The organism is Haloferax gibbonsii, assembly GCF_001190965.1.
GTDB lineage: Archaea > Halobacteriota > Halobacteria > Halobacteriales > Haloferacaceae > Haloferax > Haloferax gibbonsii.
The window spans coordinates 2444298-2457332 of sequence record NZ_CP011947.1; the positions used below are offsets into that span (position 1 = coordinate 2444298).

Here is a 13035-nt window from a genome sequence, read left to right on the forward strand (position 1 = left end):
ACTAAAACGATTCGTTCCGTCTCGCGGCCGCCCGCTCGCGCCAGCCCGTCAACTCGTCGATTCGCGCGAACGCCTCGCGCTCTCTTTCCCCGCCGCATTTCCCGACCGTCTCGGCGAAGTACGCGAGCCGGTCCAGCAGGTCGTCGGTGTCGAACGCCGGCACGTCGAGGCGCGAGGCCGCCACCGTCGCGTCGATGACCGCGCCGAAGCCGCGATTGATGGTGAACGGTCGGCGTTGCTCGACCGCGGCATCGACGGGCCGGAGTTCCCATTCCTCCCACTCGGTCCCGCCGTCCTCGCCGGAATCGACCGCGGTCGCCTCGACTTCGGCCCACGCGTCGGCCGAATCGAGGAGCGGCGAGTCTCGCTCGTAGATGGTCATCGCGGCCTCGACGAACGCCCGCGGGTCGGAGACGAACTGGACGACGCCGCCCCCCTGCCGGTGGAAGTTCCGACGGGTTCGGGTGTTTCCCCACGTCGTCGCGGTCGCGGGCGGGTGAGAGCCGGTAGCCGAGCCGCCGCTGTCGTCGGTTCCGGCGTCGGACTCGGGCGCGCGGACGCCGAGCGCCGCGAAGTTCCACCGGTCGTTCGGCCCGAGCGTGGCGACGACCGTCTCGGTGACGCCGCGGAGCTCGACGGGCCAGTCGTCGCTGTCGCGGTCGCCGGCTCGACGCCCCGCGTCCGCTGCCTCGTCGTCGCTCACAGCGGGACCCCCCGCTCCAGCGCGACGAACGTCGCCGCGCAGACGATGTCGGCGGTTGTGCCGGGGTTGATTCCCTCGGCGACGAACTCGTCGGCCAGTTCCTCGGCCTCGTCGAGGTCCGAGACCGCGGCCGCGCGGTCCATCACGTCGCGGGCGACGGCCTCGCCGTGGTTCGTCGCGACGAGCGTGTCCGGTTCCTCCGCGAGGAGGTCGAGAAACGCGCGAGCGACGCGGTCGGTGACGGGGCCGTCGTCGGCGAGGATGGCCTCGGCCGCGCGGAAGGTCCGGGCGAAGCCGCCGGTCCACTCGCGGGCGTTGGCGTCGCGCTCGGCGCTGAGGTCCATCACGTCGTAGAGCGTGAACTCGCGGTCCCGGAGCGCGTCGGCCGCGTCGCCGCCGCGCCGAACGTCGAGGTCGGGGGCGTCATCGGGCACGTCGCCGACGGCCACGTCGACGTGTTCGAAGGCGCGGTAGAAATCGACCGCGTCGGCGACGGTGGTCGACTCGACCACGTCGGTCGCCCCGGCGGGCGAGAGGTCTCGGTCGTCGTCTGCCGCGGCCCGGACGAGCGGGGCGAGAAGCAGGAGACAGCCGAACTGGGTGTTCCCGCCGCCCTGTCGGCTCATGCCGGCGACCGCCTCCTCGAACGCCTCGCCGACGGGCGCGCCCGACGCGGCGAGTCCGAGGCCGGCCGCGGAGCCGACCGCGCCCGTCAGGAACTGCTCGAAGCGCAGGTCCGAGAGGTCGCGGCGGCGGTCGACGTTCCCCGGCTTGGGCGTGCCGGCGACTTCGAGCAGGAGCGCGAGTTCGGCGTGGCGCGCGGGGCCGAACCCGCGGTCGGAGACGGGCGCGACCATCAGGCGGACACCCCGCTCTCGTCGCCCGAATCGGCCGCGTCTTCGCGGCCACCGAACCAGTCGTCAACGGCGGTTCGGACCCGGCGGAGGACCGCCGGGTTGTCGCTCGGCCGCCCGACGCTCACCGCGTCGGCCCCGTAATCGAGGTACTCGGTCGCCGTCTCGCGGTCGCGGACGCCGTTGTTGGCGACGAGGAAGAGTTCGGGCGCGGCGGCGGCCACGTCGGCAATCGCAGCCTCTGAGTCCATCGCGTCGACGTGGAGCCAGTCGGCTCCGGCGTCGGCGAGCGCGACCGCGAGGCTCGGGAGGTCCACATCGTCGATTTCGGCGCGGACTTTCGCGCCGACCGGCGCGCCCGACTCGGCGGCCGCGGCGACGTACGAGGCCAGTCGATCGGTGTCGCGCAGGAGCGTCTCGCCGCAGCCGACGGCGCGGAGTTCGTCCTGTCGGCAGTGGGCGTTTATCTCCACGCCCGCGCCGCGGTCGGCGCAGACGGCCGCGACCTCCCGAATCGGGGCCGGCGAGGTCGCCCTGACGTTGACCGCGACGAAGCGGTCCTCGCCGTCGAATCCGGCGAGGGAAGCGAGTTGGTCGGAGACGAAGGCGACCGGGTCGTCGGCGAGGAACTCCGAGCGCCCGCGGGCGACGAGTTCGCGGGCCGCCGCCTGCGAGGCGTCGTCGAGGGCGACGCCGCCGAGGAACGCCGCGCCGACGTGCGGTGCCGCGGCGTCCGCCCACGCGGCGTCGGACTCGCCGCTGAGGCTCGCGACGGCGACGCGCGGGTCGAACATCACGACACCTCCGCGAGCGCCTCGGCGACGGCGCGGGCGACGCGCTCGGCGTCTTCCGGGCCGTCGATTCGGGTGTCGGTTCTGACCACCGGGCGGTCGAGGTCGGTGCCGTCGTCGCGGTCGAGGACGAACGCATCGGCGAAGGGGTAGGCCTCGGCGACGCCCGCGGTCGAGGGGTCGTAGCCGACGCCCTCCATGAGGTCGGCGGCGGGCCCGGAGAACACGGTGTCCTCGACGAACGGCGAGACGGCGACGACCGGCGTGTCGGCGAGGGCGTCCGCGAAGCCGTCGATGGCGAGCATCGGCCCGATGCTCGTGACCGGGTTCGAGGGACCGACGACGACGGGGTCCGCGAGGGCGTCGGCGACCTCGACGGTGACGGTCGCGTCGGCAGCGCCGCGGAACTCAACGTCGCGGACGGCGGGGTCTGCCCGGCGGTGGACCCAGTACTCCTGGAAGTGCATCGTCCCCTCGTCGGTGTGAATCAGCGTCGCCACGGGGTCGTCGCTCATCGGGAGGAGCGACGCGTCGAGGTCGAAGGCGTCGGCGAGGGTTTCCGTGACCTCGGTCAGCGTGTCCCCTTCGTCGAGAAGCGAGGTTCGGGTGATGTGGACCGCGCGGTCGCGGTCGCCGATTTCCATGAACTCCGCGACGCCGGAGAAGCGACGCCAGCGGGCGATGTCGCGGCCGGCGGTCTGGGCCGATTCGGGGAGGTAGCGCGGGCCGGGTTCGAGGCCGGCCGCGTCGGCGAGCCGGTGGAGTTCGTCGTCGGTCGCGGTGGTGTCGCCGGCGACGCCCCACCAGCGGTCGGTGTCGAGGACGCCGCCGCCGGCGAAGAGGACGGTGTCCACGTCGGGACAGACGAGGTGGCCGCCGAGTTCCACGTCGTCGCCGGTGTTGGCGACGACGGTCGTCTCGGCGGGGTCGAACACCTCGGCGGCCCCGTCGAGGAGTTTGGGGGTGCCCGTACCCCCGGCGAGGAAGGTGACCATGGTGCGCCGTAGGGCGAGTGTCCGTTTGAAAGTTCCTTCACCGGAGACGACGGCCGGTCGCGCGCCGCGAGGGGGATACGGCCGCGGAGACCGACGAAGCCCTCGTCAGGGCCCGCCGCGGTAGGCCACCGACACGTCGAACTCAGCGGGCATCACCTGTCCGGCGACCGCCTTCCTGACGAAATAACCCGAAAAGCCGGTCGTCACGGCCGCTCCGAGGCCGGAGACGACGAACATCACGCGCCCGGCAGTCACGCCGGTCAAGGCGCTCATCGCGGCCCAGTAGCCCGCGAAAGCCACGGAGAGACAGGCGAAGCCGAGGAGCGCGTAGCCGACGGCGTTTCCGAGCGCCGAGCGGAGACTCATGTCAGCGTCTCGTCGCCCCCGAGTGAAACGGTTTGTGGGCGGTCGAATCACCGCCATCACCGTTCGACGGGGCGGACTACAGACAACACGCGTCACAGAACGGCTATGGCCGCCGCGAGACGAATATACCATCCATGGAATTGTCCCCTCGAACCACGGTCGCGGTCGTTCTCGCCGTCGCCGCCGTCGCCGGTGGCCTGCTCGCCCTCGATTTCGAGGCGGCGAGCTACGAGACGACGGCCTCGGCGACCGCCGCGTCGGGCGGGGCGAACGTCGATTCGCTCCCGCCGGTTACCGACGGGACCCTCGTGGTCGACGCGCCCGAAGCCGTCCGCGACGACCTCACGGCAGCACTCGTCGAATCGTTCGCGGAGCGCGGCGTGACCCTCGAACCGGCCGACGCCCGCGACGAGGACGTTGATGGTCCGGTCGTGGTCGTCGTCGTGGACGAGTGGGACTCGCACTGGAACCCGGTCGCGCCTGTGGGGTCGGTGGCGTGGCGCGCGGCCTTCGACGCCGGCGGGCACGCGAGACACGTCGACGCGGCGCTCTCGGGCGACGCGCTCGTCTTCGAGTCGACCGACGGTCCCGACCTCGCGGGGTCGGTCGAAGCGTCGGTCGACAGCGCCGGAACCGGGGTCGTCAGCCGACCCGCCTACCGCGCGCACCTCGTCGGCGTCGTCGCCGACGCGACCGCAGAGCAGGTCGTCGGGCAGTTCTCCCAGCGGTGAAGCGGGCGGCACGGGGCCGAACGGCCGCACGGGCAGCCATTCCGTCCCCGCGACGACCCGAATGCTCGGCTATTTGACTCCTCTCGTGCAACACCCGCTATGACCGCCGTCAAGGACAGCGTCCACGACTACATCTCGCTCGACCCCGTGGCCGCCGAACTCGTCGATACGCCCGCCTTCCAGCGGCTTCGACACATCAAACAGCTCTCGACGGTCCGGCTCGTCTACCCCTCCGCGAGCCACACGCGGTTCGAACACAGCCTCGGCGTCTACCACCTCGCCTCCCGCGCCCTCTCGCACCTCGGCGTCGACGGCGAGCGCGCCGCTCACGTCCGCGCCGCCGCGCTCCTCCACGACATCGGCCACGGCCCCTACGGCCACCAGACCGAGGACCTCATCCGCCGGCGCACCGGCCGCGACCACGACGAGATTCACCATCTGCTCGACGGGACCGAGGTCGGCGACGTCCTGACCGACCACGGCCTCGACCCCGCCCGCGTCGCTGACATGGTCGACGGCGCGGGCGGCCTCGGCCAGTTGGTTTCGGGCGAGTTGGACGTCGACCGGATGGACTACCTCGTCCGCGACGCCCACCACACGGGCGTCCCCTACGGCACTATCGACCACGGCCGCCTCGTCCGCGAACTCCGGTACCGGGACGGTGAACTCGTGTTGGCCGAGGGGAACGTCCAGACCGCCGAATCCCTGCTTCTCGCCCGGGCGCTCATGAACGCGACCGTCTACCGTCACCACGTCTCCCGCATCGCCGGTGCGATGCTCGAACGCGCCTCCGAGCGCCTCGTCGACGACGGTGTGCCAATCGAGGCGTTCGTCCGGATGGCCGACCACGACCTGCTCGTCGCGCTCGGCGAGCGCGTGCCCGACCTCGGCCGCCGAATCGAGCGCCGCGACCTCTACAAGCGGGTCGTCTGGGCCCCCATCGACGCCGTGCCGACCGACGTGGTCGAACTCGACTTCGAGGCGACGCGGGCGGCCGAGCGGGACGTCGCCGACGCCGCCGACGTGTCGCCCGAGTCGGTCATCGTGGACGCGCCGTCGCGCCCGCGAATCAAGGAGTCCCGGTCGCGCGTCGTCGTCAACGGCGTCGTCCGGCGGCTCGAAGACGCCTCGGAACTCGTGGGCGCGCTCCGGTCGGCCGAGCGGACGCAGTGGCGACTCGGCGTCTACGCGCCCGACGCGGTCCGCGACGAGGTGGCCGCGGCCGCCGTGGACGTGCTCGGGCTTCCGGTTCGCGTGACGACCCCGGTCTGAGGCGCGGAGAGAGCCGGAGACACACCACCCGTCCGACCCTTTTTCACCGATGGCGGTCGATTCACCCACAATGACGACCATCAAGGACAGCGTCCACGACCACATCGAGGTCGAGGGCGCGGCCGAAGCCCTCCTCGATACGCCGGAGATGCAGCGGCTCCGGCGCATCAAGCAGTTGGGAACCGTCCAACTGGTCTACCCCTCGGCGAACCACACACGGTTCGAACACAGCCTCGGCGTCTACCACCTCGCCTCCCGCGCCCTCTCGCACCTCGGCATCGAGGGCGACGCCGCCGCCCACGTCGAGGCCGCGGCGCTCCTCCACGACGTGGGCCACGGACCCTACAGCCACAACATCGAGGACGTGACCCACCGCCACACCGGCAAGTACCACGACGACGTGGAGGAACTCGTCGCCCGCGGGACCGTCGGCGAGACGCTTGAGGACGAGGGACTGGACCCCGAGCGGGTCGCCGCCTTAGTCGAGGGCGACGGCGAGTTCGGCCAGTTGGTCTCCGGTGAGTTGGACGTCGACCGGATGGATTACCTCGTCCGCGACGCCCACCACACCGGCGTCCCCTACGGCACCATCGACCACGAGCGCCTGATTCGAGAGCTGACGTTCGTCGACGGCGAGTTGGTCCTCGCGGAGGGGAACGTCCAGACCGCCGAGTCGCTCCTCCTCGCCCGGGCGCTCATGAACCCGACCGTCTACCAGCACCACGTCGCGCGCATCTCGAAGGCGATGCTCCGGCGCGCGTCGGAGCGACTGCTCGCCGAGCCGGACATCGACGCCGAGGAACTTCGGCGGATGGACGACCCCGACCTGCTCGTCGCGCTCAAACTCACCGACTCGACGAGCGAGTTCGCCGAGCGACTGGCCACCCGCGACCTCTACAAGCGGGCCGTCTGGGCGGAGTTGCCGAACGTCCCCGACTCGATTATCGACGCCGGGCACGACGCGCTCGCGGCGTTCGAGCGGGACATCGCCGACGCCGCCGACGCGTCGCCCGAGTCGGTCATCCTCGACGTGCCCTCGCGCCCGTCGATGACCGAGTCGTCGTCGCGGGTGATGGTCAACGGCGAGATTCGGCAGTTGGAGCGGGAGTCGCCGCTCGTGCAGGCGCTGCGGACCGCACAGGAACAGCAGTGGCGACTCGGCGTCTACGCCCCGCGCGAGGAGACGGAGCGCGTCGGCCGCGCGGCCGCGGACGTGCTCGGCCTCGACGTCGACGGCGCGCTCGTCGCCGAGGTCAGAAGCGGCCTCAACGCGACGCTCGACGAGTTCGAGTAATCCCCGTCCCGAGACGGGAGGTTCAAGCACCGCCGAGACGCATTCGAGAGCGATGCAACTCGAGGGTACGATACTCCGCGGCCGCGATTTCGACCCGGTCGAGGGGCGGGTCGTCGTCGAAGACGGCACGATAACCGCAATCGAGGAGACAGAGACCGAGTCGACGGACATCATCTTGCCCGCGTTCGTCAACGCCCACACCCACCTCGGCGACTCCATCGCCAAGGAGGCCGGCGAGGGACTGTCGCTCGACGACCTCGTCGCGCCGCCGGACGGGTTGAAACACCGGCTCCTCCGCGCGGCGAGCACCGAGGAGAAAGCCGCCGCGATGCACCGGTCGCTCCGGATGATGGAGGCCGGCGGCACGGCGGCCTGTCTGGAGTTCCGCGAGGGCGGCGTCGAGGGCGTCGACGTCATCCGGCGGGCGCTCGACGGCCGCGACATCGAGGCGGTCGTCTTCGGGCGCGAGACGGCCGACGCGATGGAAATCGCCGACGGCTTCGGCGCGTCGGGTGCGCGCGACGGCGAGTTCGGCGCGCTCCGGAACGCGACCGCGGCCGCCGGAAAGCTGTTCGGCATCCACGCGGGCGAGCGCGACGCCCACGACATCAACGCCGCGTTGGACCTCGAACCGGACTTCCTCGTCCACATGGTCCACCCGGAGGCGCTCCACCTCGAACGCGTCGAGGACAGCGAGATTCCCGTCGTCATCTGCCCGCGGTCGAACCTCGTCACCGACGCGGGCGTCGCGCCGATTCGCGAACTGGTCGACCGCACCACCGTCGCGCTCGGCACGGACAACGTGATGCTCAACAGCCCTTCGATGTTCCGCGAGATGGAGTTCACCTCCAAGCTGGCGGACGTTTCCGCCGCCGAGGTCCTCCGCATGGCGACCGTCAACGGGGCCGACATCGCCGGGCTGAACTACGGCCTCGTCGAGGAGGGCCGCGACGCCAAGCTGCTGGTCCTCGACGGCGACACGGACAACCTCGCGGGCGTCGAGGACGTGGTCCGCGCCGTCGTCCGCCGCGCCGGGCAGGCGGACGTGAAAGACGTGTACCTCTGAGTTCGGGCGACGTCCCCGCCTTCGGCTTCCGACCGAAGCCGCCCAGAACTCCCATGGAACCGACCTATTCTCGCAGTACTCCTCCCGTAGCAAAGGGTTATTACCGACCCCGAGAAAATGTTATCAAGTGTCATGGTGTTGTACGACCGAATCATCGTTCCCATCGACGGCTCCGCCGGCTCCGAGCGCGTCGCGGTCCACGCGGCGGCGTTAGCGGCCGTTCACGATGCGGAACTCCACGGGGTGTACGTGGTGAACGCCGGGAGCTTCGCGGGGCTCCCGATGGAATCGTCGTGGGAGGGGCTCGACGACATGCTGCGCGCCGACGCCGAGTCGGCGCTCGACCAGGTCGAGCGCGCGGCCGAGTCGCAGGGCGTCCCCGTCGAGACGCACGTCCTCGAAGGGACGCCGAGCCGGGAAATCGTCGAGTTCGCCGAGCGCGGCGGGTGCGACCTCATCGTGATGGGAACCCACGGCCGCGGCGGTATCGACCGCCTCCTCCTCGGGTCGGTCGCGGAAAAGGTCGTCCGGGCGTCGAAAGTCCCCGTCCTGACCGTCCGCATCGAGGGCGGCGGCGACGACGCGGACGAGTTCGCCGTCGAGGTACCGGAGGACGCCGCGCCCGAGTCGCCCGCGGATTCTCCCGCGGAGGCTGACGCCGCCGCCGATTCGACGGCGACCGCCGACGGCGGAGAATAGCGACGTAGCCGCGCGGGGGTCGGTCGCGGTTTCAGCGCCCGCCCTCGGCCGGGCGCAGGTGTTCGCAGTCGCCGGCGTGGACTCGTTTTTCGCCCTCGTCGGTTCGAACGACGAGCGTGCCGGGGTGTTCGATATCGACCGCCTCCCCCTCGATGACGCCGCTCGCGGTGTGGATGCGGACCCGCCTGCCGAGCGTGTCCGCCCGCTCGCGCCACGCCGGGAGGACGGCGTCGATGTCGCCGCGCAGTTCGTCGAAGCGTTCGAGCACCCGCTGGACGAACACGCGGCGTTCGACGGGGCCCGCTTCCGCGGCGACGCTCGTCGCGCCCTCGGGGAGGTCCGCGGGGTCGAGGTTGACGTTGATTCCGGGGCCGATGACGAGCCACGAGACGCGGTCGGCCTCGCCTTCCATCTCGGTGAGGATGCCGCAGAGCTTTCGGTAGCCGCGGTCAGTAGGCGTGTCGGAGTCCTTCGAACCTCCGCTCGCTTCGCTCGCGGAAATGCCGTCTGCATTCGCAGACGAACTGCCACTCGCTTCGCTCGTGGCAACGCCACCGGCGTGAGCCGGTGAACCTCCGCTCGCTTCGCTCGCGGAGACACCGTCGGACGCTGACGCGCCCGACGGGTTATCGTTCGCTTCGCTCACGATAACGTCGTTCGGCCACTTGATGCTCGCGTCCACCCCGGCCTCGCGCGCCGCGTCGCAGACGGCGACGGCCATCGCCAGCGTGTACAGCGGGGCGTACGCCGGCGGTTCGTCGGGGCGCACGAGCAGGCTCATCCAGACGCCGCCGTCGGGCGCGGACCACTCGCGGTTCTTTCTCCCCCGGCTGGCGGTCTGCTCGCGGGCGACGACGACCACGTCGCTCGCGCCCTCGGCGGCGAGTTCGCGGGCGCGGACGTTCGAGGAGTCGAGCGTCTCGTGGAACTCGATGTCGTAGTCGACTTCGAGGCCGTACTCGATTGCCGGGCCGCCGTACTCCGGCACGTCGGTGACGACGTAGCCGTCGCCGGCGCTCTCGACGCCGAACCCCTCGTCGCGGAGTGACTCGACGTGCTTCCAGACGGCGGCGCGGGAGACGCCCAGTCGGTCGGCGAGGTCGGGCCCGGAGACGGGACCCTCGGCGAGTGCGTCGAGGAGGGCGCGTCGCGTGTCGCTCATGCGGGTGGATACCGGCGCACGGGAAAAGAGGTTCGCGGTTCGGACGTCGGTCCCGAGGTCTCGGGACTATTCGAGGACGAGCAGCACGTCGCCCATGTCGACGCTGTCGCCCTCGGAGACGAGGACCTGCGAGACGGTGCCGCCGCGTTCGGCGACCACGTCGTTTTCCATCTTCATGGCTTCGAGGATGCAGACGGTGTCGCCGGGTTCGACCTCGTCGCCCTCCTCGACTTCGACGGAGAGGATGGTCCCCTGCATCTCGGCGGTGACGGACTCGCCGTCGCCCTCGATAATCTGCTGGGAGTCGTCGTTTCCGCCGTCGTCGCGGCGCTTGCGCGGGCCGGAGGAGTTGGATTTGCCCGCGGACGCGTTACCGACCGGGATGGCGGGCGCGCCGCGCTCTTCGAGGCTGACCTCGAAGCGCTTGCCGTTGACTTCGACGGTGAAGGTTCGTTCCGTGACCTCGTCGTCGTCGTCATCGTCGGCGACGGCTTCGGGCGACCAGCGCTCGACGGCGGCCTGAATGCGGTCGGGGTCGAGCACCTCGTCGAGGTACTTCGTCGTGTGGCTCCCCTCGCGGAACGCCTCGTCGGTGAGCATGAGGCGGTGGAACGGGATGACCGTGCGGAGCCCCTCGATATCGAACTCGGCGAGCGCGCGCTCGGCGCGGGCGAGAACCTCCTCGCGGTCCGAGGCGGTGACGATGAGTTTGGCTATCATCGAGTCGTAGTCGCCACCGATTTCGTCGCCCTGACGGACGGCGTCGTCCATGCGGACGCCGATGCCGCCCGGCGGGTCGTAGGTCGCGAGCGTACCCGTCGCGGGCGCGAACTCCTTTTCGGGGGCCTCCGCGTTGATGCGGAACTCCATCGAGTGCCCCTCGATGTCCACGTCGTCCTGCGAGAAGTCGAGTTCCTCGCCGGCGGCGACGCGCAGTTGCCACTTCACCACGTCGAGGCCCGTCACTTCCTCGGTGACGGTGTGTTCGACCTGGATGCGCGTGTTGACCTCCATGAAGTAGAACTCGCCATCTTCGACGAGGAACTCCACGGTGCCGGCGTTGGTGTAGTCGGCGGCGCGGACGCCGCGGCGGGCGGCCTCGCCGATGCGCTCGCGCAGGTCGTCGGACAGCGCCGGCGACGGGGCCTCCTCGATGACCTTCTGGTGGCGGCGCTGGAGCGAGCAGTCGCGCTCGCCGAGGTGGCGGACGTTACCGTGCTCGTCGGCGAGAATCTGCACCTCGATGTGGCGCGGCGCTTCGAGGTACTTCTCGACGTAGACGGAGGCGTTGTCGAAGTACGCCTCGCCCTCGCGCTTTGCCGTCTCGAACTGCTCGTCGACCTCGTCCTCGGAGTGGACGACCTTCAGGCCGCGGCCGCCGCCGCCGCCCTCGGCCTTGATGGCGACCGGGTAGCCGAACTCGTCGGCGACGTCCTTCACGTCGTCGGCGGAGTCGGCGGGCTCGGTCGTGCCGGGAACGACCGGCACGTCGGCGTCCTGCATGAGCGCGCGGGCCTTCGTCTTCTCGCCGAGGCGCTCCATGGCGTCGGCCGACGGGCCGACCCACTTGAACTCGGACTCCTCGACCTTCCGGGCGAACGCGGCGTTCTCCGCGAGGAAGCCGTAGCCGGGGTGGATGGCGTCGGCGTCGGCCTTCCGCGCGGCCTCGATGACCGACTCGTGGTCGAGGTAGGAATCGGCCGCGCGGGCGGGACCGATGTTGTACGCCTCGTCGGCGTACCGTACGTGCCCGCCGTGTTTGTCCGCCTCGCTGTAGACGGCGACGGTCCGGACTCCTAACTCCTCGCAGGCGCGCATGACGCGCACCGCGATCTCGCCTCGGTTGGCGACGAGAACCTTGCTGAACATTTGCGGTAGTCTTTCAGGGAACCGCACGTTATTCTATCGGTTTTACCAACGCACGTCGGTGCCCGCTTCGACAGACGACGATTTACGTGTTCGACCGTGAAGGAACGGCCGAGATTACACTTCTCTGGCACTATACGCCGCGAATACTGGTTCAAATCCAAACGGCCTTATGCGTGTGCCACACTACGACACGGGTAATGGCAGTACGAGTCGGCATCCTCGGTGCAACCGGCGCAGTCGGACAGCGATTCATCCAGCTCCTCGAAGACCACCCGACGTTCGAACTCGCGGCGCTGACCGCGAGCGAGTCGAGCGCGGGCAAGCGATACGACGAGGCCGCGAAGTGGCGCGTCAACACCCCCATCCCGGACGACGTGGCCGCGATGGAAGTCGGCAGCACCGACCCCGCGGACGTGCCCGACGACATCGACCTCCTGTTTTCGTCGCTCCCGTCGTCGGTCGCCGCCGAGGTCGAACCCGAGTTCCTCGAGGCGGGCTACGTCGTCTCGTCGAACTCCTCGAACGACCGCATGGCCCCCGACGTGCCGCTCACGATTCCGGAGATCAATCCGGGGCACCTCGACCTCATCGAGGTCCAGCGCGACGAGCGCGGCTGGGACGGCGCGCTCGTGAAGAACCCGAACTGCTCGACCATCACGATGGTCCCGACGCTCGCCGCGCTCGACCAGTTCGGCCTCGAACGCGTCGACGTCACGACCCTGCAGGCGGTCTCCGGCGCGGGCTACGACGGCGTCACCTCGATGGAGATCATCGACAACGCCATCCCGCACATCGGCGGCGAAGAAGAGAAGATGGAGACGGAGTCCCGCAAGCTTCTGGGCTCGTTCGACGGCGCGGAAGTCGCGCTCCACGGCGCGGAGGTCAACGCCTCGTGTAACCGCATCCCGACGCTCGACGGCCACCTCGAGAGCGTCTTCGCCGACCTCGCCGACGACGCCTCCCCCGAGGACGTCGCGGCCGCGATGCGCGAGTACCCCGGCGTCGACCTCCCGAGCGCGCCCGAACAGCTCATCCACGTCTTCGAGGACAACTTCCGCCCGCAGCCCCGCCTCGACCGCGAGCGCGGCGACGGCATGCAGATTTCCGCCGGCGGCATCCAGGCGACTGAACGCGGCGTGAAGTACAACTGCCTCGCGCACAACACGATTCGCGGCGCGGCCGGTGCGTCCGTCCTCAACGGCGAACTCCTCGCCCAAGAGGGCTGGATTTAGG

The 13035-nt window shown here is 70.3% G+C and carries 13 protein-coding genes; 6 read left to right on the forward strand and 7 right to left on the reverse strand.

The window, feature by feature from the left end; all coding sequences use genetic code 11:
• Position 1 precedes the first annotated feature (1 nt).
• The 5 genes from ABY42_RS12335 to ABY42_RS12355 form a co-directional block, all read right to left on the reverse strand.
• Positions 2 to 703, reverse strand: coding sequence for a DUF447 domain-containing protein (locus tag ABY42_RS12335; protein ID WP_050459636.1), 702 nt, complete (start codon positions 701 to 703; stop codon positions 2 to 4).
• Complete coding sequence (locus ABY42_RS12340) at positions 700 to 1560, reverse strand: triphosphoribosyl-dephospho-CoA synthase (protein ID WP_050459637.1); 861 nt, start codon at positions 1558 to 1560, stop codon at positions 700 to 702. The genes ABY42_RS12335 and ABY42_RS12340 overlap by 4 nt, the downstream gene beginning before the upstream one ends.
• The gene (locus ABY42_RS12345; protein ID WP_050459638.1) at positions 1560 to 2351 is read right to left on the reverse strand and encodes a tRNA-dihydrouridine synthase; all 792 of its coding nucleotides are present in this window, start codon (positions 2349 to 2351) and stop codon (positions 1560 to 1562) included. The genes ABY42_RS12340 and ABY42_RS12345 overlap by 1 nt, the downstream gene beginning before the upstream one ends.
• The gene (gene cofD, locus ABY42_RS12350) at positions 2351 to 3343 is read right to left on the reverse strand and encodes a 2-phospho-L-lactate transferase (RefSeq protein WP_050459639.1); all 993 of its coding nucleotides are present in this window, start codon (positions 3341 to 3343) and stop codon (positions 2351 to 2353) included. The genes ABY42_RS12345 and cofD overlap by 1 nt, the downstream gene beginning before the upstream one ends.
• 105 nt (positions 3344 to 3448) lie before the next feature.
• Positions 3449 to 3709, reverse strand: coding sequence for a hypothetical protein (locus tag ABY42_RS12355; RefSeq protein WP_004975090.1), 261 nt, complete (start codon positions 3707 to 3709; stop codon positions 3449 to 3451).
• Positions 3710 to 3843: 134 nt separating this feature from the next.
• Between ABY42_RS12355 and ABY42_RS12360 the strand changes: the two genes are divergently transcribed.
• The 5 genes from ABY42_RS12360 (at position 3844) to ABY42_RS12380 (ending at position 8771) form a co-directional block, all read left to right on the forward strand.
• Positions 3844 to 4440 (forward strand): hypothetical protein, encoded by a 597-nt coding sequence (locus ABY42_RS12360; RefSeq protein ID WP_050459640.1) that lies wholly within the window; start codon positions 3844 to 3846, stop codon positions 4438 to 4440.
• A gap of 99 nt (positions 4441 to 4539) precedes the next feature.
• Positions 4540 to 5712: an HD domain-containing protein gene (locus tag ABY42_RS12365; RefSeq protein ID WP_050459641.1), complete on the forward strand. Its 1173-nt coding sequence runs from the start codon at positions 4540 to 4542 to the stop codon at positions 5710 to 5712.
• A gap of 70 nt (positions 5713 to 5782) precedes the next feature.
• On the forward strand, positions 5783 to 7006 hold the full coding sequence (locus ABY42_RS12370) for an HD domain-containing protein (RefSeq protein ID WP_004975084.1): 1224 nt from the start codon (positions 5783 to 5785) through the stop codon (positions 7004 to 7006).
• Positions 7007 to 7058: 52 nt separating this feature from the next.
• A complete protein-coding gene (locus tag ABY42_RS12375; RefSeq protein ID WP_050459642.1) occupies positions 7059 to 8072 on the forward strand; it encodes an amidohydrolase family protein in 1014 nt (337 codons plus the stop codon).
• Positions 8073 to 8204: 132 nt separating this feature from the next.
• On the forward strand, positions 8205 to 8771 hold the full coding sequence (locus ABY42_RS12380; RefSeq protein WP_050459643.1) for a universal stress protein: 567 nt from the start codon (positions 8205 to 8207) through the stop codon (positions 8769 to 8771).
• 31 nt (positions 8772 to 8802) lie between these two features.
• Here the strand turns inward: ABY42_RS12380 and ABY42_RS12385 are convergent, their stop codons facing one another.
• Positions 8803 to 9933: a biotin--[acetyl-CoA-carboxylase] ligase gene (locus ABY42_RS12385; RefSeq protein WP_050459644.1), complete on the reverse strand. Its 1131-nt coding sequence runs from the start codon at positions 9931 to 9933 to the stop codon at positions 8803 to 8805.
• Positions 9934 to 9999: 66 nt separating this feature from the next.
• The gene (gene pccA, locus ABY42_RS12390) at positions 10000 to 11802 is read right to left on the reverse strand and encodes a propionyl-CoA carboxylase biotin carboxylase/biotin-carboxyl carrier subunit (RefSeq protein ID WP_004975077.1); all 1803 of its coding nucleotides are present in this window, start codon (positions 11800 to 11802) and stop codon (positions 10000 to 10002) included.
• Between the two features lie 197 nt (positions 11803 to 11999).
• Here pccA and asd point away from each other — a divergent pair, with 197 nt between their 5' ends.
• The gene (asd, locus tag ABY42_RS12395) at positions 12000 to 13034 is read left to right on the forward strand and encodes an aspartate-semialdehyde dehydrogenase (RefSeq protein WP_004975076.1); all 1035 of its coding nucleotides are present in this window, start codon (positions 12000 to 12002) and stop codon (positions 13032 to 13034) included.
• The last annotated feature ends 1 nt before the right edge of the window (position 13035 follow it).

Coding starts and splice junctions, on each gene's coding strand:
- ABY42_RS12340 (WP_050459637.1), bottom strand. CDS start 1,560: ATGGTCGCGCCCGTCTCCGACCGCGGGTTCGGCCCCGCGCGCCACGCC.
- ABY42_RS12345 (WP_050459638.1), bottom strand. CDS start 2,351: ATGTTCGACCCGCGCGTCGCCGTCGCGAGCCTCAGCGGCGAGTCCGAC.
- cofD (WP_050459639.1), bottom strand. CDS start 3,343: ATGGTCACCTTCCTCGCCGGGGGTACGGGCACCCCCAAACTCCTCGAC.
- ABY42_RS12355 (WP_004975090.1), bottom strand. CDS start 3,709: ATGAGTCTCCGCTCGGCGCTCGGAAACGCCGTCGGCTACGCGCTCCTC.
- ABY42_RS12360 (WP_050459640.1), top strand. CDS start 3,844: ATGGAATTGTCCCCTCGAACCACGGTCGCGGTCGTTCTCGCCGTCGCC.
- ABY42_RS12365 (WP_050459641.1), top strand. CDS start 4,540: ATGACCGCCGTCAAGGACAGCGTCCACGACTACATCTCGCTCGACCCC.
- ABY42_RS12370 (WP_004975084.1), top strand. CDS start 5,783: ATGACGACCATCAAGGACAGCGTCCACGACCACATCGAGGTCGAGGGC.
- ABY42_RS12375 (WP_050459642.1), top strand. CDS start 7,059: ATGCAACTCGAGGGTACGATACTCCGCGGCCGCGATTTCGACCCGGTC.
- ABY42_RS12380 (WP_050459643.1), top strand. CDS start 8,205: ATGGTGTTGTACGACCGAATCATCGTTCCCATCGACGGCTCCGCCGGC.
- ABY42_RS12385 (WP_050459644.1), bottom strand. CDS start 9,933: ATGAGCGACACGCGACGCGCCCTCCTCGACGCACTCGCCGAGGGTCCC.
- pccA (WP_004975077.1), bottom strand. CDS start 11,802: ATGTTCAGCAAGGTTCTCGTCGCCAACCGAGGCGAGATCGCGGTGCGC.
- asd (WP_004975076.1), top strand. CDS start 12,000: ATGGCAGTACGAGTCGGCATCCTCGGTGCAACCGGCGCAGTCGGACAG.